The sequence below is a fragment of the Sphingobacterium sp. DR205 genome (assembly GCF_011064245.1).
Classification (GTDB): Bacteria; Bacteroidota; Bacteroidia; order Sphingobacteriales; family Sphingobacteriaceae; genus Sphingobacterium; species Sphingobacterium athyrii.
In genome coordinates, this window is record NZ_CP049333.1 from 967,665 (window position 1) to 990,384 (window position 22,720).

At 41.0% G+C, this 22,720-nt stretch carries 19 protein-coding genes and 1 other RNA gene; 10 read left to right on the plus strand and 10 right to left on the minus strand.

Features of this window, described 5'->3' with window-relative positions:
* Positions 1-82 precede the first annotated feature (82 nt).
* Positions 83-2,689 carry a DNA mismatch repair protein MutS gene (gene mutS / locus G6053_RS04020; protein ID WP_108635985.1) on the plus strand — a complete coding sequence of 869 codons (2,607 nt, stop codon included), beginning with the start codon at positions 83-85 and terminating at the stop codon, positions 2,687-2,689.
* Positions 2,690-2,785: 96 nt separating this feature from the next.
* Here the strand turns inward: mutS and G6053_RS04025 are convergent, their stop codons facing one another.
* Positions 2,786-3,931, minus strand: coding sequence for a hypothetical protein (locus tag G6053_RS04025; protein ID WP_165305623.1), 1,146 nt, complete (start codon positions 3,929-3,931; stop codon positions 2,786-2,788).
* A gap of 94 nt (positions 3,932-4,025) precedes the next feature.
* Here G6053_RS04025 and G6053_RS04030 point away from each other — a divergent pair, with 94 nt between their 5' ends.
* Positions 4,026-4,733, plus strand: a complete 708-nt coding sequence (locus G6053_RS04030; protein WP_165305624.1) for a methyltransferase — start codon at positions 4,026-4,028, stop codon at positions 4,731-4,733.
* Between the two features lie 3 nt (positions 4,734-4,736).
* A complete protein-coding gene (locus G6053_RS04035; RefSeq protein WP_165305625.1) occupies positions 4,737-5,231 on the plus strand; it encodes a metallophosphoesterase family protein in 495 nt (164 codons plus the stop codon).
* 155 nt (positions 5,232-5,386) lie between these two features.
* Here the strand turns inward: G6053_RS04035 and G6053_RS04040 are convergent, their stop codons facing one another.
* Positions 5,387-5,722, minus strand: a complete 336-nt coding sequence (locus G6053_RS04040; protein WP_077437903.1) for a MerR family transcriptional regulator — start codon at positions 5,720-5,722, stop codon at positions 5,387-5,389.
* Between the two features lie 255 nt (positions 5,723-5,977).
* Here G6053_RS04040 and G6053_RS04045 point away from each other — a divergent pair, with 255 nt between their 5' ends.
* Complete coding sequence (locus tag G6053_RS04045) at positions 5,978-6,313, plus strand: hypothetical protein (RefSeq protein ID WP_165305626.1); 336 nt, start codon at positions 5,978-5,980, stop codon at positions 6,311-6,313.
* An 82-nt stretch (positions 6,314-6,395) separates the two neighbouring features.
* Here the strand turns inward: G6053_RS04045 and accD are convergent, their stop codons facing one another.
* The 5 genes from accD to dprA form a co-directional block, all read right to left on the minus strand.
* Positions 6,396-7,238, minus strand: coding sequence for an acetyl-CoA carboxylase, carboxyltransferase subunit beta (gene accD / locus G6053_RS04050; RefSeq protein WP_108635980.1), 843 nt, complete (start codon positions 7,236-7,238; stop codon positions 6,396-6,398).
* A gap of 210 nt (positions 7,239-7,448) precedes the next feature.
* An RNA gene (ffs, locus tag G6053_RS04055) (signal recognition particle sRNA small type) lies at positions 7,449-7,546 on the minus strand.
* Positions 7,547-7,696: 150 nt separating this feature from the next.
* A complete protein-coding gene (locus tag G6053_RS04060) occupies positions 7,697-7,924 on the minus strand; it encodes a DUF6814 family protein (RefSeq protein WP_165305627.1) in 228 nt (75 codons plus the stop codon).
* Positions 7,917-9,419, minus strand: a complete 1,503-nt coding sequence (locus G6053_RS04065) for an MFS transporter (RefSeq protein WP_165305628.1) — start codon at positions 9,417-9,419, stop codon at positions 7,917-7,919. The genes G6053_RS04060 and G6053_RS04065 overlap by 8 nt, the downstream gene beginning before the upstream one ends.
* An 88-nt stretch (positions 9,420-9,507) precedes the next feature.
* Positions 9,508-10,620: a DNA-processing protein DprA gene (gene dprA, locus G6053_RS04070; RefSeq protein ID WP_165305629.1), complete on the minus strand. Its 1,113-nt coding sequence runs from the start codon at positions 10,618-10,620 to the stop codon at positions 9,508-9,510.
* 322 nt (positions 10,621-10,942) lie between these two features.
* Here dprA and G6053_RS04075 point away from each other — a divergent pair, with 322 nt between their 5' ends.
* Together G6053_RS04075 and G6053_RS04080 are read left to right on the plus strand one after the other, a co-directional pair.
* Complete coding sequence (locus G6053_RS04075; protein WP_108635977.1) at positions 10,943-11,176, plus strand: hypothetical protein; 234 nt, start codon at positions 10,943-10,945, stop codon at positions 11,174-11,176.
* A gap of 68 nt (positions 11,177-11,244) precedes the next feature.
* Positions 11,245-11,841, plus strand: a complete 597-nt coding sequence (locus tag G6053_RS04080) for a hypothetical protein (RefSeq protein ID WP_165305630.1) — start codon at positions 11,245-11,247, stop codon at positions 11,839-11,841.
* Here G6053_RS04080 and rsmG read toward each other — a convergent pair whose 3' ends face one another.
* Positions 11,842-12,480, minus strand: coding sequence for a 16S rRNA (guanine(527)-N(7))-methyltransferase RsmG (rsmG, locus tag G6053_RS04085; protein ID WP_181390646.1), 639 nt, complete (start codon positions 12,478-12,480; stop codon positions 11,842-11,844).
* A 21-nt stretch (positions 12,481-12,501) separates the two neighbouring features.
* Entirely contained in the window at positions 12,502-13,665 is a 1,164-nt protein-coding gene (locus tag G6053_RS04090) for a glycosyltransferase (protein WP_241254918.1), read from the minus strand.
* 225 nt (positions 13,666-13,890) lie between these two features.
* Between G6053_RS04090 and tgt the strand changes: the two genes are divergently transcribed.
* The 3 genes from tgt to G6053_RS04105 all read left to right on the plus strand — a co-directional run bounded on the left by tgt (position 13,891) and on the right by G6053_RS04105 (position 17,221).
* On the plus strand, positions 13,891-15,021 hold the full coding sequence (gene tgt / locus G6053_RS04095) for a tRNA guanosine(34) transglycosylase Tgt (protein WP_165305631.1): 1,131 nt from the start codon (positions 13,891-13,893) through the stop codon (positions 15,019-15,021).
* A gap of 102 nt (positions 15,022-15,123) precedes the next feature.
* Positions 15,124-16,203 (plus strand): LptF/LptG family permease, encoded by a 1,080-nt coding sequence (locus G6053_RS04100; protein WP_108635973.1) that lies wholly within the window; start codon positions 15,124-15,126, stop codon positions 16,201-16,203.
* Between the two features lie 106 nt (positions 16,204-16,309).
* Entirely contained in the window at positions 16,310-17,221 is a 912-nt protein-coding gene (locus tag G6053_RS04105; protein WP_104384968.1) for an EamA family transporter, read from the plus strand.
* Positions 17,222-17,341: 120 nt separating this feature from the next.
* On the opposite strand, the gene G6053_RS04110 is transcribed toward G6053_RS04105, so the two are convergent.
* On the minus strand, positions 17,342-20,356 hold the full coding sequence (locus G6053_RS04110) for a VIT domain-containing protein (protein ID WP_165305632.1): 3,015 nt from the start codon (positions 20,354-20,356) through the stop codon (positions 17,342-17,344).
* Between the two features lie 363 nt (positions 20,357-20,719).
* Here G6053_RS04110 and G6053_RS04115 point away from each other — a divergent pair, with 363 nt between their 5' ends.
* A complete protein-coding gene (locus G6053_RS04115; RefSeq protein WP_165305633.1) occupies positions 20,720-22,012 on the plus strand; it encodes an esterase-like activity of phytase family protein in 1,293 nt (430 codons plus the stop codon).
* The last annotated feature ends 708 nt before the right edge of the window (positions 22,013-22,720 follow it).

Here is a 22,720-nt window from a genome sequence, read left to right on the forward strand (position 1 = left end):
TGTTAAAATTTGTTCGATATTGTAATTTGCCAAAGCGACGATATTATCCTATTTTTACGCTTCACAAATTTGATTTTAGAAGTTGGCAAAAGAAAAGAAAGTAACTCCGTTGATGCAGCAATATAATGCGATCAAGATTAAGTATCCTGGTGCGTTATTGTTGTTCCGTGTTGGCGATTTTTACGAGACATTTGGTGAGGATGCAATCAAGGCGGCTCAAATTTTGGGTATCGTTTTGACGAAACGAGGAAATGGTTCGGAATCCGAAACGGCGTTGGCGGGTTTTCCACATCACTCGCTGGAAACTTATCTCCCTAAATTGGTGCGTGCAGGTCAACGGGTAGCAATCTGTGATCAGCTGGAGGATCCCAAAACAACCAAAACGATCGTTAAACGTGGCGTCACGGAATTGGTTACTCCTGGAGTCTCTTACAATGATAACATTGTTCAACAGAAATCGAATAATTATCTAGCCTCTATTTTTACAGATAAAGACAAGATCGGTATTGCTTTTCTGGATATTTCTACTGGTGAATTTCTTGTTGCTCAAGGAAGCACATCCTATATAGATAAATTGCTTCAGGGTTTCAAGCCGACTGAAATCATTTTACCCAAAAAACAAAGCAAGGATTTTATCGAGCAGTTCGGAGCACACTATTATACTTATTTTTTGGATGAGTGGCCCTATACTGGTGACTATGCGACCGAGGCTTTGTTAAAGCACTTTGAAGTTGCATCGTTGAAAGGCTTTGGCGTGGAGCGGATGTCAGCAGGCATCGTTGCGGCGGGGGTTGCCCTGCATTACCTCAATGAAACGGAACACCGCAACCTACAACATATATCGACACTTTCCCGCATTGAAGAGGACCGGTTTATGTGGCTGGACCGATTTACGATCCGCAATCTGGAACTGATCGGATCCATGAACGAAAATGCAGTTACACTGTCAGATGTCCTCGATCATACAGCAAGTCCAATGGGCGCACGGCTTTTGAAGCGTTGGATCGTCATGCCATTGAAAGATAAAAAGGGTATTCAGGAACGTTTGGACGTAGTGGATTTCTTTTTTAATAACCGTGAACTGCGGGACGAGCTGATCGGGCAGATTAAACAAGTTGGTGACCTGGAACGATTGATATCAAAGATCGGGCTTCAAAAGGCCAATCCGAGAGAGATTGTTCAATTGAAACGTGCTTTACATGCCATTGAAAAACTCAAGGAACTGACCGATCGTAAGGACGCGCAATCACTGGCCCTGATATCCGATCAATTGGATGCCTGTGCCGCTATTCGAGAACGAATAGAACAACAAATACAGGCTGAACCGCCTGTGGCCATCAATAAGGGCAACGTCATTGCTGCGGGAGTTGATGCTGAATTGGATCGCCTGCGTAAGATTTCTTTTGGCGGTAAAGATTATTTGTTGGAAATTCAAAAAAGAGAAGCTGAACTGACGGGTATCCCGTCGCTAAAGATCGCATTCAACAATGTATTTGGTTACTATCTTGAAGTAACGAATACACATAAGGACAAAGTTCCAACGGAGTGGATCCGCAAGCAAACCTTGGTCAATGCGGAACGATATATCACAGAGGAACTGAAAGAATATGAGGAGCAGATTCTTGGAGCCGAAGAAAAGATCCAGGCATTGGAAAATAGACTCTATGCTGAACTATTGGTTGCTATTGCAGAATATATCAAGCCGATTCAACTGAATGCACAGCTTATTGCCAAGCTGGACGTGCTACTTAATTTTGCCATTGTCGCAGAAAAGAACTATTACGTCAAACCGGAGGTGAGTGACAGCAAGATTTTGGATATAAAAGGTGGACGGCATCCTGTTATCGAAAAAAATCTGCCGATTGGTGAAGATTATATTACCAACGACACCTATCTCGACCCCAAAGCGCAGCAGATTATTATTATCACCGGTCCGAATATGGCGGGTAAGTCAGCTTTGCTCCGTCAGACAGGGCTAATTGTCCTGATGGCGCAGATTGGTTGTTTTGTACCTGCCAAAGAAGCCAAAATAGGTCTTGTCGATAAAATATTTACCAGAGTAGGGGCTTCGGATAATTTGTCTTCCGGAGAGTCTACATTTATGGTGGAGATGAATGAAACCGCCAGTATCATGAATAACCTTTCGGATCGAAGTCTGATCCTTTTGGATGAAATTGGACGTGGGACAAGTACCTACGATGGAATTTCGATCGCTTGGGCAATAGCAGAATATTTACATAATCATCCTGCTGCCAAAGCGAAGACTCTCTTTGCGACACATTATCATGAATTGAATGAACTGTCAACCTCGCTTGAGCGCATAAAAAATTACAATGTTACGGTAAAGGAGGTCAATAACAAGGTGATCTTTTTGCGTAAGCTCGTACCCGGAGGGTCCGAACATAGTTTTGGTATTCATGTTGCCAAGCTCGCGGGAATGCCGCCGAAGCTGTTGAACCGTGCCAATCAAATTTTGAAACGATTGGAACAGGAGCGTACAGGGGGAGAGCAGATTAAAGATAGCATGCGTAAGATTCAGAAACAGGCCTATCAGTTGCAGATGTTTTCTATAGATGATCCGGTTCTGAATAAAATCCGCGACATGTTGAACAACTTGGATGTTAACTCACTTACTCCTGTGGAAGCCTTGATGAAATTAGACGAAATTCAGCGTTTGCTAAAAAATTAGATAAAAACAGATTGGCTTATGCTGCACGTGGATCCCAAGGATCTGCTTCAACAGAAGGAAAAGAGATTCAAATGGTGGAACGGATGATAAAGTGAATTAGAACCTGAAGAAGAACGCTGCAGTTCCGTAATTCGACTGTATCGGTGTCAGGACCTTGCTACTCGCATCATAGGGTGCATAGTGGTAAGCCACCTCAATTCCAACATATTTCTTGTTTTTCATCTGAATAAGAGAGGAAAAACCCAAGCCTAAGTGAACATTGTTAATGGTTACCATGCGATCGTTGTAACCGCCGTCATAATAGTAACCGTCCGGGTCATAATATCCGTCTGAATAGACGCTTTCCGTGATGCCCGTATCCGTAATATCTATCCCTAGTATGCCTTTGGGAATCAGGATGCATTTTTCGTTGTCAAAAATTTTATAGCCCACGGAACCGCCGATAAATCCCGTTGCGGAAGAATTGATCGTAACATCGGATCCTTCATAATTGTAGGCGATATTTTTATCATTTGCATTGATCCGCACGTTGAAACCACCCTCGAATATAAATTTGCGTTCCAATGAACTCATAAGCATAAATCCAAACATGAAATTTGTTCCAAAAATCTTGTTTGCGCCTCCAAGAGGACTCATCACACCGATGAGTGGAACATAGCCCAGTTTGGATCTACTTCTGTTTCCGTAGACTTGAGGACGACTCTTCGGTTGTTCGGTATTTTGAGGTGCCGGTTCATCTTCGGGGCTATCGGTATCGGCAAACAAATGAAGAATATCTCTTTCACGATCATTGAGACTGTAGTTAGTTGAAGAGAGCAGCGCCCGGGCTCTTATCTTGATTAAATTGTCCAAAGGATGCCGCAGGGGAAAGAAATTGTATATCGATTTATTTTGTTCGTATTGCTGGGCGAAGTCGCCCCGGTCAGCAGCATCTAAACGTTGAACAAATGTCTTGTCCAATTGATTACCGATATAACGTTCTATTTCTGTACCACTATCCTTTTTGTCGATAATGAGCAGAAGAATGCGTAAGCGTTGGCCGAATTCCGTCACACCACAGCTGGCCTGTAAGGTATTCAATAAAGGGGCAATTTTGTCGAACTCATTGTTGTTCAACGCTCCTGTTATTAAAGGAAGGATCTCTGCTGTATGTTTTTCGCATGTTTCTTGTGCCTGAGTTTTTTGTGGGGCAAGAAAGTAAATGAAAGCAAATACTGCAAAAATGAACTGACGGATCATCATGGCTTATAGATTTATCAGGGACTAAATTAATAAATAAATTGAATGATGTCTTCGTTATTTGTGGCAAACATCTCAAAAGTTTTATCTTTGGCTCATGGCGTCTATATTTCGATTTAAACAATTTGAAGTTGATCAATCCAATTGTGCGATGAAGATCAATACAGATGGCGTATTGTTGGCATCATTGGTCGATACGGATGGTGCGAGGCGGATATTGGATGTCGGTACGGGCACAGGTGTGATCGCACTTATGTTGGCTCAACGGATGATTGATAGCCAGGTGGAGGCCGTGGAGATAGATGAACTTGCAGCAGCGATGGCGAGCAAAAATTTTAATAATTCGATTTTTAAGGATCGGCTCGTATTGCATGCGACTGCTTTTCAACACTTACAAATAAGCGATCCCTACGATCTGATTGTGTCAAATCCTCCTTTTTATACAGATTCACTGCATAATCCAGATGTCCGGAAGAAATTAGCCCGACATACGGACCTGGACTTTTTTCGGGAATTACTACAGTTCGCATCGTCGTATTTAACTTCTAAAGGTAAAATTGTTCTGATTCTTCCTACACAACTCGCGGAAACGGTAATGGCATTGGCAGTGGAACATCGCTTGTATTGTACCGCTGAAATTGAAATAAGCTCATTCATTGGGGATCCCGTGATTCGAAAGATCGTCACTTTTGAACGTATGCCAACGACCATGGTTGACCAACGTGAATTTGTGATTTATAAATCCAGGGGTGTTTACTCGGAATCGTACAAGAATGCTTTGGCGCCTTATTTTTTAGCTTTCTAGACTATGACAAAAATTGGACTTCTTTCGGATACACATTCCTATTTAGATGAATCTGTATTCAAGTACTTTGCTGATTGCGATGAGATTTGGCATGCCGGGGATTTCGGCGACGCTGCTATTGCGGACCAACTAGAAGCTTTTAAACCTTTGCGTGGGGTGTACGGAAATATTGACGGAAAAGATCTTCGTTTGCGTTTTCCTGAAGATTTAAGATTTACCTGTGAGGAGGTGGAGGTTTTTATGACCCATATAGGGGGCTATCCGGGGAAGTATGCTCCTCGAATCAAGGCCGGCCTATTGGCTGATCCGCCAAAATTGTTTATCACTGGGCACTCCCATATCCTCAAGGTTGTTTTTGACCCGAAAATCCGTTGTCTTCATCTCAATCCAGGTGCTGCAGGCAAACATGGTTGGCATAAAGTAAGAACACTTATGCGCTTTGAGATCAATAAGGATAAGATTGAAAACCTTGAAGTGATTGAGCTCAAGGGGAGATAGCCCATCAATAGATCTATTATTTATTGACGTTTGCAGATGGGATTTTATCAGCCCGAAAAAAACTGCTCGTTTTATCGTGCGTTTTTTGCTTGGCGTCATCAATCTCTAAAGGGGCGTGCGACGGCTATGGCCTTAAGATGGATACACAGATATTCTTATAACGAGTCACGTACTTCCAGCAAGAAGCTCTTCAGGCGTTCTAAAGAATCCACAACACGTTGATTTTCTTTTGCCTCGGATTTGTTGTCACGGAGATAATCTCTTGCACCTTGTAGCGTATATCCTTTTTCTTTTACCAGATTGAAGATGATTTTGAGGTTTGCGATATCTTCCTGCGTAAAGAGTCGGTTGCCCTTTTTATTTTTCTTGGGTTGAAGAATGTCAAACTCACGCTCATAAAAACGTATCTGGGATGCATTTACATCAAACATCTCTGTAACTTCCCCCATTGTATAATACAATTTATTTATTTCACGCTCTTTGTACGGCATATCATCGCAATTAATCTATAGCAAACTTAATAAAAATTCCAATTCAAAAAGAAATTTTGCGGTTTCTTATTTTAGGTTGCCGGGAAACAAAGCGGTGAAAGAGAGCCGGTAATTGAAGTTCTGATCTATATATGGTCTTAGCCGCTTTGGGGTTGGGACATGGCAAGTTGTTGTTGTGGCGCTAGGATGCGCATTGTAAATAAGGACTAAATTAGCTAAGTTTGACTGACGTTGAAACCTATATGGACAGATCGGATGATTATCGTTAGCAAATTTTGGACAAATTTATTCTCTTTTGGGAAAGCCGATGCAATTACTATTTTTCCGATTATATTTCTGAAACATGCATTTTTTAAAGATAACAAGGAGCTGATCCGCCACGAGCGTATCCACTTGCGGCAAGCCCTGGAACTGGGGATTGTGTTTTTTTATCTCTGGTATTTATGCGAATTTGTGGTTCGCTTTGCCCGTTTTCAGGATTTTGACAAAGCTTACCGCCAGATTTCCTTTGAACGGGAAGCTTATCGTCACGAAGGTGATCCTGCCTACTTATCCAAGAGAAAGATCTGGGCATTTTGGCAATACATATAATTGACTCGATCAAGCAATTTAGATTGCATAAAAAAGCTCTTAAAACATGTTAAGAGCCTTTTTGTATATTTAATTTTACGTTTTATCCGACTAATTTGAGATAGGTAGCCACTTTGTCTTTTAATTGTCTACGGTCAACGATAAAATCCAGGAATCCATGTTCAAGTACAAACTCAGATGTCTGGAATCCTTTAGGAAGGTCTTTTTTGATTGTTTCTTTAATAACACGAGGGCCGGCAAATCCGATCAACGCGCCGGGTTCAGCAATATTAACATCGCCTAGCATGGCATAAGAGGCTGTTACTCCGCCGGTGGTCGGGTCGGTCAATAGACATACGTAAGGAAGTCCTGCTTGTGCCAGTAATGCTAATTTGGCTGAAGTTTTTGCCATTTGCATCAAAGAGAATGCGGCTTCCATCATACGTGCACCACCTGATTTTGAGATCAGCATAAAAGGAATTTTATGCTCGATACAGTAATCAATGGAGCGTGCGATTTTTTCTCCAACGACAGATCCCATCGATCCGCCGATAAAGCTAAAGTCCATACAAGCGATCACAATATCCTGGCCATTCATTTTACCGTGACCAGAGCGTATCGCATCTTTAAGGCCTGTTTTTGCTTGACTTTCTTTTAAGCGTTCAGGGTATGGTTTTGAATCGAAAAATTCCAGCGGGTCACCAGAATTTAGGTTGGGGAATAGTTCAGTAAATTCGTTATTGTCAAATAAAATTGAAAAATATTCTTTGGAGCCAATTCTTAAATGATGGCCACAATATTGACAAACATAGTCGTTTTCTACTTGTTCAAGATGCAACAGTGGTTTTTTACACGTGGGACACTTGTTCCACATGCCATCCGGTGCTTCTTTTTTATTAGCGGTAGCTGTGCTAATACCAGCTTTTTCTCTTTTAAACCAACTCATACGATAGTTCTTATTCGATTACAAACTTAGATAAAAATGCTTTTATATACAATTATAATTGTGTTGAATGTAAAGGGCAGTAAATCAATTGTTTCGTTTGGTAGGGATGCTGGTCGGCGGATAAGACACGCGATTTGAGAGCATATTGTCGGGCTAAATTGGGGCGGCTGAGGTTGAGGACGATCCCTGATCAAAAATTTGGGCACAAAAAAAGGGTAAGCTACTCCTATCGCACCGCTCAACCAAATACCCTTGCTTTGTTCCCAACCTGGGGGAGTCAATGGGAGCTGGTCGTAGAAGACTTACCCAGCACAAAAGTAGAAAAAAAAATAGTTTTAGGAAAGAAAAAATGCCTTTTTCTCCTACTGTACTGATTCTCATCAGAATAAATTATTCAAAAGGCCATCTTACTGGTATAAATAATCCGTTAAGATGGCCATGATTGCTTTTTTAATGCATTACATCTTCTTTCTGTCGTACTCGCCCAGCAAAGAATAGTAGCCAAACAGCCCCAAACCGAGGGAAATGATCGGCGTTAAGATACAGAGTATAATGATACCAAAGACCAGATCCTCTTGGTGTCCTGTAGCAATCTTAGGTAATGCCAATTCAAAAATGGAAAAATATGCCGTGTATATGGCTAGCATGATCCATACTATACCGAGAAGTTTTTTCAGATTATTCATGGTTCGGGGGTGTTGATTTGTTGTTGATGTATAGACTACCGATAATAAAGCAGACTGCAGCAATAAGGATAGGATACCCTAATCCCGCCAGATAAAACTGTGGCGTATTCGAGGCTTCTGCATTTGTGGTGAGGTAAGTGGAAACTGCCGGAAGGAGCCCTCCAAATATACCGTTGCCCACATGATAGGGCAAAGACATGGAGGTATATCGAATTTTTACAGGAAATAGTTCTACTAAAAATGCTGCAATAGGTCCGTAAACCATCGTAATATAGATAACCTGGATAAATATAAGGGCAACGAGCAGTATGTAATTTTTGCCTGTTAAATGTACGGTTGTTTTGACCGTTTCTTTTCCTTTAAGTTCTCCTTCCTGATGTAGTATTTTTGAACTGCTCATTTCTGTCCCATCGGCATACTGGCTTTTTGTGATCGTAATGATGGTAGAATTTTGTTGGGAGCTAGGTGCTGTAGTTTCGTTTAGCTTGGTTTTTTGCTGAACATTTGATAGCTGATACATCGCTTCGTAAATAGGGCGATAGGTTAGCACCGCCAGGAGCATACCACCCAGCATAATCCACTTGCGGCCAACTTTGTCACTAAGCCATCCGAAAACGACAAAAAATGGCGTGCCTAACAATAACGCAATACCTAAAATGGTATCTGCCTGATCGGATTGCAGGTGCATGACCGTTTTCATGAAACTCATGGAGTAGAATTGACCGGTATACCAAACGACTCCCTGCCCCATCGCCGCACCGAATAAGGCTAGTAAAACAAATTTGAGGTTATACCGATTTCCGAAACTTTCTTTTAGCGGGTTGGTACTTGTCTTACCTTCTGCTTTCGCTTTGCTAAACTCAGGTGACTCCTTCATTTTTTTACGGATGAGGTATGAAACATATACCATTACTAAGGAGAGCAGGAAAGGAACGCGCCATCCCCAGCTATCAAATTGCGTCTCACTCAGAAAACTTTTGGTTAAAAGAATCACCACAAGGGAGATAAATAAGCCGAAGGTAGCAGTAGTCTGTATCCAGGATGTCCAATAGCCACGTTGCCCCAAAGGAGCATGTTCGGCGACATAAGTCGCTGCACCCCCATATTCGCCGCCCAGCGCGAGTCCTTGCAAAAGCCGTAGGATCAAAACAATCAATGGTGCCCAAAAACCGATCGTTTCGTAACTTGGAATACAACCAATCAGAAAGGTCGCGCCACCCATCAGCATCAGTGTTACCATAAAGGTGTATTTGCGGCCGATGATATCGCCCAAGCGACCAAAAAACAATGCCCCAAAAGGGCGTACGACAAATCCGGCGGCAAAGGTAGCCAATGTCGATAGAAAGGCCGCTGTGGGATTGTCGGCAGGAAAAAATTTCGTTGAAATTACGATGGAGAGACTTCCAAAAATAAAAAAGTCATACCACTCAATGAGTGTGCCCATGGATGAGGCGCCGATGACTTTCCAGATGCTCTTTGTGCTGTTGTCGTTCATTAATAATCGGTTTAGTGTTATGTTTGCTTAATATAGAATTTGATCTGAATGAATTTATTTTCTTGTATTTATTGGATAACTCATTTGGTTACCATTGTAGACTGCCCTCTGATTTATATACTTTTCCGGGGAGCGAGCGGATCAGCGATTGCATTTCCAGTTCCAATAAGACCAGGGCCAGCTTACTCTGCGGCCAGTTGAGCAGCTTGATCATTTGATCAAGTTCCAGTTGTCCGTTTTGGTGAATGAGATTGAAAAGGCTTTCCTGGTCTTTAGTCAAACTCAATGGGAGGGCTAACTGCTGGTTTACGTCGTTTTTTTTACTGATTTCCCAATTCATGACATAGGCGAGATCTTCTGCATGTCTGATCATGTGGGCGCGATTTGTTTTGATCAGATAATTGGTTCCTTCACTGCTCTTCTCGTATATGGATCCCGGAAAGGCACATACGTCTCTGTTATAACTATTCGCTATTTCGGCTGTAATTAATGCGCCCCCCTTAATTGCTGCTTCTACCACGATAGTAACATCTGCCATCCCGGCGATGATGCGGTTACGCATTGGAAAATTGACTCGTTCGGGTATAGTCTCCGATGTGAATTCGGTTAATAGTCCACCATTTTCGAGCATTTTTGATGCGAGTTCGCGATGAGATGCAGGGTATATTCGATCCAGTCCATGGGCCAGTACAGCGACGGTCGGGATATTATTTTTTAAGGCATTGCGGTGTGCCACGGCATCAATGCCATAGGCTAGGCCGCTGACGATCAGCGTGTCCCGGTCTTCGTTTAAGTCACGGATTAGGTCCTCGCATATTTTCTGCCCATAATGTGTCGCATTTCTTGTCCCGACGATGCTGATGACTTTTGTTGCGTTGAGCACATCATTTCCCTTGTAGTATAACATGAGGGGGGCATCATCACATTGTTTTAGTCTATCGGGGTATTCCTTATCTTCGATCCATAGCGCTTTAATCTGATGTTTGTCGATAAAAGCAAGTTCCTTTTCGCAGGCTGACAGGTAAGTTTTGTTATGGACAGCATCGGCGATAGATGCCTTCACCCCCGGGATCTGCATCAGTTCTTTTTTTGAGTAAGAGAAGAAATCCGCTAAGTTGTCGCAATGATCCATGATATTACGCACTGTTCTAGGGCCAATGCCCTTGATCTTAGTCAAAGCTATGGGATAGATTAATTTCATAATTGGGTACTTTAAATATAGTGAAAAATTATAAATCTTGTAGCGCTTTTCATTAGAATTAATCATTTGATTTTGTGGCCATTTTCCGCAAACATTAGCGGTGCTGTTTCCACTGATAAGCCGTGGCTCGGAGATCGTATTGCTGGTCGTGTATCGCACGATCATTGATTGTTGATAAATTGAGATCTGGAACCGCATTTGCGCTATCGTATAGATGAGCGTTTTGATTTCAGAATCGTTCCTTTTGGGGGAACAATTTGAGGCTGTTTTTGGGAAGAATGTTTTGATTTGGTAGCTTTGTTGAATTAACAATATTTTTAGTATGGAAATGAAAGAACCTTTTGATATAGAATTGGGCGATATAATTTATTCTGTCTTTCCGGAAGAGGAAGATGCCTATGTGATCTTTAAAGATGGAATGGAATATGTGAAAATTATAAAGGATACCGATACCACTTGGCTAAAACTAAATCCTGAAACCGAATTGCCGATGTTTGGAATGGATGAAGAGATTAACCTGATCGGGGAGGAAATCAAAAAAGAGCTTAGCCAATAATTCTTATAAGTTAAAGATCGTTAAAATTATTTTGCTCTTATCTGACGTTGATTATTTTAGGATAATCAATGATAGATATGGCACGTATTGGTTTCTTATTTTTAATCGCTCTTTGCATCTATTTGGCCTTTGATCGGCAGGTCTTTGCGCTACCTAAAGAGGTTATTTTGCAGGATACCGTGAAGAAGAATGGAAAAGATACGCTTAAACTGGATACGGCTAAGATCATTCGTGAAAACCTTTCGGCCAAGGAGAAACTGGACAAAAAAAAAGAAGAATATAAATCTATCTATTTTTGGGGCGATACCAAGAATATGGTCACATTGCCGCATCAAGGAGGGATCGCTGTCAATCTTAACAAACTTTACAATAAATTCAGCCGAAAAGGGCGGAATGCGAGGAAACTTCAACGTGAGTTTGAAAAAACTTACCAACAGGATTTAATTCGTGAGGAGTGGTATGCGTTGACGAAGGATTACAGTAAGTTGTCGGGAGATTCGTTGAATAAATTTAGGATATACTATGAGCCTTCTTTAACCTGGTTTTATGAAAATGATCGCTATGAAAAGATAGCTTATATGAATAAGTGCTTAAAATATTACCTGGATTCTGTAACCATTATCCACAGGCGGCTCCAACTGCCTATGGATAATGCTAAACTTTGATTACATCGGTACGTATACCAAATATTTTGTGTCAAAAAACTCTTCCTTAAAGTAGCCTGAGAGCGGGTACAATTCAGCTTTTAGTTTGGATTCTTTGATTTCTTCGCTCAGGTCACCACCTTTTAGATAAAGAATTCCGTTCGGAATTCCGTTTTTATCTTTCTTTGCGAATTTGTTTCGGATCCAGGGGGTGAATTCTCCAAGTCTGGTTACTGCCCGCGAAATGACAAAATCATATTTGTCGTCCAGTTGTTCTGCGCGAATATGGTCGGCTTCAACATTTTTAAGGCCTAATCCCGCGGCGACTTCACGGACTACCTTGATTTTTTTTCCGATCGAATCGACTAAGTGGAACTTGACGTCCGGAAAAAGGATCGCCATGGGGATGCCCGGAAATCCACCACCGGTACCGACATCCAAAATCTGTGTTCCCGGAGTCAACTCCTGAACAAATTTGGCGATGCCCAATGAATGTAATACGTGATGAAGATATAGGCTATCAATGTCCTTACGTGAAATTACATTGATCTGACTATTCCAAAAAGTATAGAGGTCTGCAAGTTTGGCAAACTGTTCTTTTTGTATATCCGTTAATTTCGGAAAATAGGAGTATATGATATCGACTGTAGGATTCAACATGTGATTTTTTAAAGGGGTGAATTATTTCCAGCTTATTTTTTTCTTTTTTCGGCTGAACAAACCATTGATACAAATATAGAAATAGTAGATGAAGTCTACCAGCGGAAGCCACCAAATCAGTTCTTTCACTTCGAGTTTCCTGTAAATAGATGAAAAAACGGCCCATTGGGCGAATAGTCTGAGCAGGTAAGCTGTAAGCGGAACGTACCAGAACGTAGGAAAAGCAATCGCAACAGCAATCAAGGTTAGGTAAAACAATGCCGCGGATACCAGCTGTGTACCCAGCATGCGCTGGTGACGTTTTTTATAAATGGTGGAGGCTCCCGAATGTCTTGCTTTCTGTTTATAATAGCTTTTCCAGGTTGTTTTGGGAGCCGAGTAGACAATAGCGCTTGGTGCGAGGACGATATTGACATTGGTTGCGGTGGCATTTTGGTTGACAAAAAGATCGTCGTCACCGGATTTGACATGCATGTGGGCTGCGAATCCTTTGTTGCGAAAGAAGAGATCTTTTTTGTAGGCCATGTTTCGGCCAACACCCATATAGGCGTCTCCTTTGAGCGCATAGGATAAATAGCTCATTGCGGTATGGCTCGTTTCAAACCGAATCAGCAAATTGAGTAAGCTTCTTTTTTTAAAATAAGGCGAATAGCCCAATACGATTTCGGTCTCCGGCCTAAAAGCCGATGCAACCTCTTTCAACCACTGATTAGATTGAGGAGCACAATCTGCATCGGTAAATACCAAAGTCTGATGTTTTGAAGCCTTGATCCCCATACTTACCGCGAATTTTTTGCCATGCTTCAATCGGATATGCTCTTTGATATCGACAATTTTTAAATGGGCATATTGCTCATCAAATTCCTGGAGTATCCATGGTGTTTCGTCGGTTGAAAAATCGTTGACAACAATAACCTCAAAATTGGGATAATCTTGCTCAAGGATACTGGGCAAGTATTCACGGAGATTATCCTGCTCATTGTGCGCGCAGATAATAACAGATATTGCCGGGAGATCCGTTCCCTCTTGATAAGCTTCAATTTGGTACCTACTTAATTTGCTGTAAACAAATAAGATGTAATATAATTGTGCCAATAGGAAAAGACCTAATATTCCAAATATAATATATGGAAGATTGGCCAAAAATACATGTAGGTCAAGCATAGCCCACAAAGATAAGCGCATTCATAATCTTTTTATAAAGGAAAATGATAATTTATTCCTGAAACATCCTGTTTGCAAATCTTTTTGTAGTATTTTTGCAACATATTTTAGGAAAGGACGGGCGTAAACATACTGGTAAGCGGAACCATATTTCCGTTGTTGAAAACAGTCTTGCCCATATTATTGGGAAAAATACATGCGAAAGTCTGTCTACTAAAATGAAATTAGTCTCAGAGGAAAATATTAATGAAATTTACGCTACAAGCACAAGATACACTATCAAAAGCACGTGCGGGTGTTGTCGAAACTGCACACGGTCCCATTCAAACTCCCATCTTTATGCCTGTTGGCACCGCCGGTACGGTGAAGGCCATTCATCAGCATGAGCTGAAAAATGATATTGAAGCACAGATTATTTTGGGGAATACCTATCATCTTTATTTGCGTCCGGGATTGAACGTATTGAATAAAGCTGGTGGATTGCATAAGTTTAACGGCTGGGATCGTCCGATTTTGACCGATTCTGGTGGTTATCAGGTGTACTCCCTGACGGAAGTGCGTAAGATTAAAGAAGAAGGAGTAACTTTCCGTTCTCACATTGATGGTTCAAAACATCTTTTTACGCCAGAAAACGTGATGGATACGCAGCGTATTATCGGTGCGGATATCATCATGGCCTTTGATGAGTGTACACCTTACCCTTGTGATTATGGTTATGCACGTCGTTCATTGGATATGACTCACCGTTGGTTGAAGCGATGTGTAGATCGTTTTGATAGCACGGATCCACTTTACGGATATGATCAGACCTTATTTCCTATTGTACAAGGCTCAGTTTACAAAGACTTAAGAATAAAATCCGCAGAAACAATAGCCTCCTTTAACCGGGACGGAAATGCAATCGGAGGATTGTCCGTGGGTGAACCGGCAGAGGAAATGTATGCGATGACCGAAGTGGTTTGTGATATTTTGCCTAAAGAAAAACCGCGTTATTTGATGGGAGTAGGTACTCCTGTGAATATCCTGGAAAATATCGCTTTGGGAATTGATATGTTCGACTGTGTCATGCCAACACGTAATGCAAGAAATGGTATGCTTTTTACACAAAACGGGATCATCAACATTAAGAATGAAAAATGGAAGGATGATTTTTCGCCTATTGAAGCAGAAAGCGACTTACATACAGATCAGTTCTATTCAAAAGCGTATTTACGGCATCTGATAAAATCACAGGAAATTTTAGGTGCACAAATTGCTTCATTACACAATTTACATTTTTATCTTTGGCTAGTCAATCAAGCCCGGGAGAAAATCATAGACGGTACATTCTATGACTGGAAAAATAAAATGGTGAAAATTTTGGATCAACGTTTGTAATGGAGTCACATAAAAAAATAAAACATAGATAAAGTATGTGAGCCCCGGGGCTTGCAGAAGTAGAGTCTCAAATCTCATATCTTAATACTCAAATCTAAAACTATGCTTTCGTTAATCGATCGTTACATCATCAAAAAGTACCTGACAACATTTGTGTTCACGATGGCCATATTCACCGTGGTTATGGTCGTCTTTGATGTGTCCGAAAGATTGGACGATTTTCTGAAATACAAAGCACCACTGGATAAGATTATCTTTGAGTATTATGCCGGATTTATTCCATTCTATCTTAATTTTCTCTGTCCGTTAATTAACTTCATTGCGGTGATCTTTTTCACTTCGAAAATGGCGGATCAGACCGAGATTGTCCCTATATTAAGTGCGGGTTATAGTTTCAACCGTTTGTTGCGGCCTTATATGATTGCTGCAACAATAATCTTTGCTGTATCTTTCATATTCAATATATTCATTATTCCGCATACCAATAAAATGAAGGTGGATTTTGAGAATATCTATGTGAAACCATTGAAGGATAACTCCCGGGTATCAACACATATGCAGCTGGATAAAAACAGTTACGTGTATATTGACAATTTTGATAATGCTACCAAGACTGGCTATGGTTTCGTCCTGGAGATTTTCAAAGGGGATACATTGAAGGAGAAGATGATGGCAGACCGTATTACTTGGGATTCAGTGGCGACGAAATGGAAAATAGAGGGATACACCAACCGTATTATCAATGGCTTACGCGAGCGAATGGACAAAGGGACAGTCAAAGATACGACATTGGATATGAAGCCCTCTGATTTTGAGTTAAGGGATAATATGTTTACTGCCATGGATACGCGAGAACTCAATATCCGAATCCATAAAGAAGAAACGAGGGGAACGGGGGTAATGAATGACTTATTGCTGGAAAAATATAAACGCTATGTTTACCCATTTTCTGCATTTGTTCTGACGCTCATGGGGGTAGCGCTTTCCTCCAAGAAAGTCAGAGGTGGGATCGGTTTAAGTCTTGGTGTCGGAATCGGCTTAAGTTTTACGTATATTGTTTTTATCCAATTTGCCACCATGTTTTCACTGAAAGGTGGATTGCCGCCGATAATTGCGGTATTGATTCCAAATGTGACTTTTTTATTGGTCGCAATTTATCTGGCTGTAAAGGCGCCAAAATAACTCCGATTACGATCATCAACTTAAGCAGCTTACAATAAAAGGGAAAATAAGTGCTGCGCATGGTGATTTTTCATTGCCATTACAAATAATTTATATTCTATTGAATATGTCCAAAATTCATCTAAATCGGAATATCTTAATTCTGCATTTAACAATCCTGATTTGGGGATTTACGGGGATTCTAGGGAGTCTCATTTCTGTTTCTGCGATTCATCTCGTTTGGTACCGCGTGGCGATAGCTTCCATTTCTTTGCTGGCCTATTTCCTGTTGACCAAACAAACGATAGTAGTTTCCAAAAAACAGTTTCTTCAGTTTTTTATGGTGGGGGCCGTGGTTGGTCTACATTGGGTTTTATTTTTCTATTCCATCAAAGTCTCTACTGTCTCGGTCACGTTGGTAACTTTATCTTCGGTGACATTGTTTACGGCAATATTGGAACCGATTATCAATAAAAAGCGGATCGCGCTATTGGACATTGTGGTTGGTTTGGTGATCATCGTGGGGATTTATACCATATTTTCCTTTGAAACGCATTATTTGGTCGGCTTACTGGCGGGGCTTGGCTGTGCTTTTTGCGCCAGTATATTTTCCATTGCCAATGCAAGGATGGTTAAGAAATCGAGTCCGACATTGATCACATTTTACGAAATGCTGGGTGCATGTTTTTGGATCAGTATATTGATGTTTTTTACTGGGGATTTCAATGCTGAGATGAAATTGGGACAGCAGGATCTGATTTACCTTTTATTGTTGGGGGTAGTCTGTACGGCGGTTGCCTATGTGATGGGGGTAGCGGTCATGAAAGAGCTGTCGGCTTTTACGGTTGCATTGACGACGAATTTGGAGCCTGTCTATGGAATACTTTTGGCCATGTTGATCTTTGGACAGAAAGAAACCATGAGCGGCGGATTTTATCTCGGAGCTTGTATCGTTCTAGGTGCGGTGTTTACCTACCCTTATGTGAAAACAAAATTGGAGAAGAGACAGAAAGATCTTATCATCCGAAAATTACATTAAAGATTACCAGGCTGTCTGTCTTTTTGGACAGCCCGGTAATCTTTTGTTGTACACATTCCTGTTCCTGACAGTGGTTCGCCTTGATTGTTCACCATATCAAGAATTCAATTGTCGGGCAAATTAAAAGGCAAATTCACCTACCAGAACATTTCTCTCCTGATCCCTGTCAAGGTAAATCGTCGTGAGTTTACGTTCCTGTCTCCCAGTACTATAATAGGTGTAGATTTCTGCCAGAACAGCAGCTGGACCGGCCAAGGTCAGTGAACTATCGTTGTAGAAATCAACTTCTATTTTATATTTTCCTTTTAACGCTTTCTTTAATAAGAACTGTTCTGGACCATATCCTCCGGTAAAGTCGTTACTAAGACGACCTCCAATTGCTGTTGCGGGGTTGCTGTAGAAACATTTTTCGGCGTTTGGATCAGTTACCCAAAGATCGATATCGGTGTTTTGGGAATTCCAGTTGATGACTACGCGCATATCAACGGGTAGGTCGGCAATCAGCTTTTTCTCCACAGCAACTTTTGCAGTTGCGTTTTTCTGAAGTTTAATGAGGTTATTGATCTCCATGACAAGGATTTCTTCAATGCCATCATCTCTATTTGCGGCTTCCGCTGAATAGCTTTGTATCAAGATGCCATAAAGTTCTTCCAAGGCTTCGTTGTAACGGCCCTTATCCTGTAATACTAAGGCGTAGTCACGATGACTCTGTGGATCCATTGGTCGCCATTTTAATACTTTACCGGCTATGTACAACGCGTTGTCGACGTCTCCCCATTCCCTGAGTTTGTATGAAATGGTTTTATAAAGGTCAGCATTTTCAATTTGCAGGTCTGCCATGGCACTCAGGATAAGCAATGCTTTTTGTTTATCTCCCCTTTTGAAAAAGAAATTGGCGACATCAAAATAGAACGTTGGTGTACCCATATACTGATCCCGAAGCTGAAGATAGCTTTTGTAAGGATCTTTGGCTTGATTAAGCTCCTTTAGGTAAGTATTGTCTTCCTTAATTTCGGGAATACTTATTTTTCCAGATACCTGATTGCGGGGATTCGTTACTTGTACTCCAGCGACTCGCCCTTCTAGTGCTTGAACAGCATTTACTGTGACGGCTTCCATAAGTTCATCTTTACTAACCACTTCCTCCTGAGCGCTGACTGTTGCGTTAGCTGCTCTTGAATTGGCGGACACAGACAGGCTCTTGTTTGTGGCACCTTCTGCTGATCTGGATTCCACAACCATAGGGGTAGGCACCGCGTTTGCCAAAGGACGGGACGGTATTGGGGGAGCAACAATAGTTGTATGAGTCGACCGACCTGACCGATCCCGTTGTGGGTATTTCGTTTTTTGCTGAAAGTCGGTATTCCACCAAGATTGGAGTTGCTCGGTGATACTTTGGGCCTGTGTCAATAAATCTGCTACGCGTTCTTCCTTTTCTATGCGTTCTTCTTTTTTGAGTCGATTGAATTCGGGAAGCAGTTCTGCTGGTGGTGTAATTGCATAGCGTATATAATCTTCCACATTTTCAAGTACGATTAAACTTGTATTCCGGGTGACAATGCCAAACTGTTTTCCGATCGCTTCAATCTCTTCACGGTGGTCTTCATATTGGATGTCCAATGCCTCTATTTTCTTCTGTGCCCAGATCTGTTGCAGATCAATCTCGCCATTGTCAGGCTTTAATGGAACTTTGATTTCTTTGATTTGGTCTGTTCCATCACCAATTAAAAGTGTGATTTCTTTTGCATCACTGTTTTTACCAAGTCCCGAAACAGAGAAATAGGATTGAATAGGTGAGCCTTTTTCGGGATAGATTTCGGTAAAAGCATATTGTTCTTTTACTCCCAAAAAGAGTTGATCGATCGAATTTAGCATGTTATAGGCTTGCGTGATCGTTGTATTTGTCAAATTGACCATTTTCCCATAATGAGTCTGGGCAATCTGTTTGAGATTGGCATAGTCTGAGCTGGTTGAGGAGGTAATGCAATAAGTAGGCTGGTCAAGTACAATTTTGCCCTGGCCAAATGTAGAAAGTCCGTCACTGAAAAAGAGATAATTTGCGCCATGTAGAACTCCGCTCTTTACTTGGCTATAATCGGTACCGCCGTCATAAACAGTCTGTTTCAGGTAATCCTTCAATTCTGTCCAGTTTCCCTTGTTAATCTGAAAAGTGCGGGCTTTGCTGAAACGAATATCTAAATAGCCTAGATCCACTGATATATTCTGATTTTCATTGAAAAACTGATCCAGGAGGCTGAACTCTTTTTCCAGATCTCTATTTTTTGAACTTAGTGAACGATCCCAAATAATGGCGAGGCTGTTGCCCCATTTTTTTTGTGCCTGTTTAGGTATTTCCAATTTTGCATTGGCTAGAAAGTAAAAACTGCCATCCTGGTTGGATTGTTTTAATCCTGAGGTGGCGTTTTCGTTTAAAGGAAGTTTAATTGCGAGATTTTTTGAGGATTTAAACTGTTGCTTGCGTAATGTGGCAGCATAGTTATGGTTTTGTTCAGCAAATGCCAAGGATCCATCAGGCTGTTCAGTAAAGCTCGGCTTTTTATTCCCTTGGTAAACGTTGATGTTCAGCTCAACATTTTCAATAATGGAATTATAGTTCAAAGGCAAATAATAGTATAATGCCTGATCGGATTCTGGAGTTAGGTTCTCGGAATAGCTAATCTGAATGGTACGCCGTCCTTTTGAAGGCAAAGGATAGATACGTGTCCGGAAATTATTTCCTTCAACTTTTTCAAGTAGCCCGGGGTCTACTCGTCGTGTTTCTATACTTTCAAAAACTTCGGTTCCTTTATTTTTGTCCACAGGTACCGCCTGACGTAGTTTTCCGTTGATATCCAGGGCATAGCCGCTGACGGAGACACCTTCGGGCATCGGGAAGGTAAGTTCACCTTCAAGATCCCGATTTGACGTGTTTTCGAAAGTCATGGTCATTGATGTGTTTGCAATATTTCCAAAAATATTGACTGCTACTTTTAGGTCGACGAGTTTTGCTGCGTCTACACCTTGCTCATTTTTTATTTTTAAGCTGGGCACCTCACGGGTGGGTTTTATTTGAGACTTTATATCCACATTGGAAAATACCAATAGGATGAGGAGGGCTAATATTGTCTTTTTCATCTTTGAAATGATTTGCTTATCAATTATTTTGTTTTTTTACATATTCAGGCCGCCTTCCGCGGCATACTTGTCTGGTCTTATCGGTATCAATGGACGCTTTTAGTCCGTTTTTTTAATCATCAGCTCATTGTTTCTTTCGGGCATTCACACAGTCTTAGGCTGTTTCATTTGTATCACCCCATCAACAACGATTCATCTTTTCTTTGTCTATTTTTTCTTTGATGCAATGAAAAACGAAATTCCATAAAGTCAATCTATTTTTATTTGTCATTATGATTTGGTCGGTGGATGTAAGTTATTTAAACGTTTGTTAATGATGCCCTAATATGCGAGGTTTATGTTTGCAGGATAATAGAATAAATTATGAAAAGATTATACAGTGTATTGGGGATTGCTCTTTTGTGTGCTTCCTGCAGTAAAGATGATGTATCAAAGATCATTGATCCGATTGTCAATTTAACTTACCCGGATAAGGCTGTAGCCATGGATCCAAAAGTATTGGGTACGATTGGTGAGGTAAAGGTATATAATGGCGGGTACGGCTCTTCCATGGTTCAGGATCCGAATGATAAGACAGTGTTTTACCTCTTAACAGATCGCGGGCCAAATATTGATGGTACAGAAAAAGATAGTAAAGTTTTTGCTAACCCGATGTTTACCCCTCAGATCGGTAAATTTCGATTAAAGGATAATGTGCTGGTTTTTGAGTCTGCGATTGAATTAAAGAATAAAAACGGTGTAAAATTGAACGGATTGCCGAACCCTGAGGGTAAAGGTGGTTCGGGAGAGAAAGCTTTGGATACGAATGGAAAGGATTTGGGAAAAAGCGAAGATGGCATCGATTCGGAGGGCTTGGCAAGAGCCGCTGACGGTTCTTGGTGGGTAAGTGATGAATATGGACCACATATCGTTCACTTTGATGCTTCTGGAAAGGAGATTGAGCGGATCAATCCTTGGACAACAGGAAAGAAATTACCCTTGGTCTTTGCCAAACGTCGACCAAATCGTGGAATGGAGGGATTGACCATTACACCAGATGGAAAGACTTTGGTCGGTATTATGCAATTTCCACTCTATAATCCATCCAAGGATGCGGTGAAGAATTCTTTGATTATCCGCATTGTCACTATGGATATCGCAACTGGAAATACCAAGCAGTACGTGTATATGATGGAACGGTTTGACCTACAGGCTGTCAGTGAAATTGCTGCGGTGTCCAATTCCACTTTTATTGTGCTGGAACGTGACGGAGCATATGCAACAGAAGAAACACGTGGTGATGTATTCAAAAAAATCTATCAGATAGATCTTGCGAGTGCAACGGATATTTCTGATGATAATAACGGTGAAAAAGGGAGACTTTTTGATGGTAAGAGTGTTGAAGAACTAAAAGATGCTGCTACCTTAGCGAAATATAATATTAAGCCTGTTACCAAAACTTTGGTGGCTGATTTAATGAAGGATATCAAAGAATTATATCCACATGACAAAGCCGAAGGATTGGCTGTTATTAATTCATCTTTAATCGCTGTATGTAACGACGATGATTTTGGCGTTACGGGAGAGGGGATTTATAAATCGAAGATATTACCGGCGATAAAAACCGTTGATAAGAATAGCATCTATTTTATTAAATTAAAAACGCCGTTGAAATAATTATTTTGGTTTATATCAAAAAATGTCTGTTTTATAAAGTCAGGCATTTTTTGATATTTCCATTTTTCTAAAGTTGGATTGACTCATAATTTTTAAATGTTAAAAGTTTAAAATAAATTATTGAGCTAGCAACGATACCAACATACGACAGTGGAGAGAACGTGAGGGGGTAAAATTCCGCCAAAATGCAAAAAGCGGAAAACTCCAAGTGGCGGAATTTTATCCCTAATAATTATTGATTTGTAATAAATATTTTCTTACAAACTGTGTTTGGATGGCGTAGAGGTTGATTTTAGATGGTCTAGCTGGCTAGCCTGAACTTAAGGGAAAAGTTTGTCCCCCTGAGGGGAAATCAAATTCCCCCAGGAATTTTTTGCAATCCCTTAAGGAAAAAGTGTATCCCCCTGAGGGGAAAGTAAATTCCCCTAAGAATTTTTTGCAATCCCTTAAGGAAAAAGTTTATCCCCCTGAGAGGAAAGTAAATTCCCCTAGGAATTTTTTGAAATCCCTTAAGGGAAAAGTTTGTCCCCTTGAGAGGAAATCAAATTCCCCTAGGAATTTTTTGGAATCCCTTAAGGGAAAAGTGTATCCCCCTGAGGGGAAATCAAATTCCCCTAGGAATTTTTTGCAATCCTTTAAGGGAAAAGTGTATCCCCCTGAGAGGAAATCAAATTCCCCTAAGAATTTTTTGTAGTCCCTTAAGGGAAA

What these genes read in the sequence shown, in the direction of transcription:
- G6053_RS04090 (WP_241254918.1), bottom strand. Translation starts at nt 13,665, where the DNA reads ATGCGCTTATCTTTGTGGGCTATGCTTGACCTACATGTATTTTTGGCC.
- G6053_RS04060 (WP_165305627.1), bottom strand. Translation starts at nt 7,924, where the DNA reads ATGAATAATCTGAAAAAACTTCTCGGTATAGTATGGATCATGCTAGCC.
- tgt (WP_165305631.1), top strand. Translation starts at nt 13,891, where the DNA reads ATGAAATTTACGCTACAAGCACAAGATACACTATCAAAAGCACGTGCG.
- dprA (WP_165305629.1), bottom strand. Translation starts at nt 10,620, where the DNA reads ATGAAATTAATCTATCCCATAGCTTTGACTAAGATCAAGGGCATTGGC.
- rsmG (WP_181390646.1), bottom strand. Translation starts at nt 12,480, where the DNA reads ATGTTGAATCCTACAGTCGATATCATATACTCCTATTTTCCGAAATTA.
- G6053_RS04080 (WP_165305630.1), top strand. Translation starts at nt 11,245, where the DNA reads ATGATAGATATGGCACGTATTGGTTTCTTATTTTTAATCGCTCTTTGC.
- G6053_RS04100 (WP_108635973.1), top strand. Translation starts at nt 15,124, where the DNA reads ATGCTTTCGTTAATCGATCGTTACATCATCAAAAAGTACCTGACAACA.
- G6053_RS04110 (WP_165305632.1), bottom strand. Translation starts at nt 20,356, where the DNA reads ATGAAAAAGACAATATTAGCCCTCCTCATCCTATTGGTATTTTCCAAT.
- G6053_RS04030 (WP_165305624.1), top strand. Translation starts at nt 4,026, where the DNA reads ATGGCGTCTATATTTCGATTTAAACAATTTGAAGTTGATCAATCCAAT.
- G6053_RS04065 (WP_165305628.1), bottom strand. Translation starts at nt 9,419, where the DNA reads ATGAACGACAACAGCACAAAGAGCATCTGGAAAGTCATCGGCGCCTCA.
- G6053_RS04115 (WP_165305633.1), top strand. Translation starts at nt 20,720, where the DNA reads ATGAAAAGATTATACAGTGTATTGGGGATTGCTCTTTTGTGTGCTTCC.
- G6053_RS04045 (WP_165305626.1), top strand. Translation starts at nt 5,978, where the DNA reads ATGATTATCGTTAGCAAATTTTGGACAAATTTATTCTCTTTTGGGAAA.
- G6053_RS04075 (WP_108635977.1), top strand. Translation starts at nt 10,943, where the DNA reads ATGGAAATGAAAGAACCTTTTGATATAGAATTGGGCGATATAATTTAT.
- G6053_RS04040 (WP_077437903.1), bottom strand. Translation starts at nt 5,722, where the DNA reads ATGCCGTACAAAGAGCGTGAAATAAATAAATTGTATTATACAATGGGG.
- G6053_RS04025 (WP_165305623.1), bottom strand. Translation starts at nt 3,931, where the DNA reads ATGATGATCCGTCAGTTCATTTTTGCAGTATTTGCTTTCATTTACTTT.
- accD (WP_108635980.1), bottom strand. Translation starts at nt 7,238, where the DNA reads ATGAGTTGGTTTAAAAGAGAAAAAGCTGGTATTAGCACAGCTACCGCT.
- G6053_RS04105 (WP_104384968.1), top strand. Translation starts at nt 16,310, where the DNA reads ATGTCCAAAATTCATCTAAATCGGAATATCTTAATTCTGCATTTAACA.
- G6053_RS04035 (WP_165305625.1), top strand. Translation starts at nt 4,737, where the DNA reads ATGACAAAAATTGGACTTCTTTCGGATACACATTCCTATTTAGATGAA.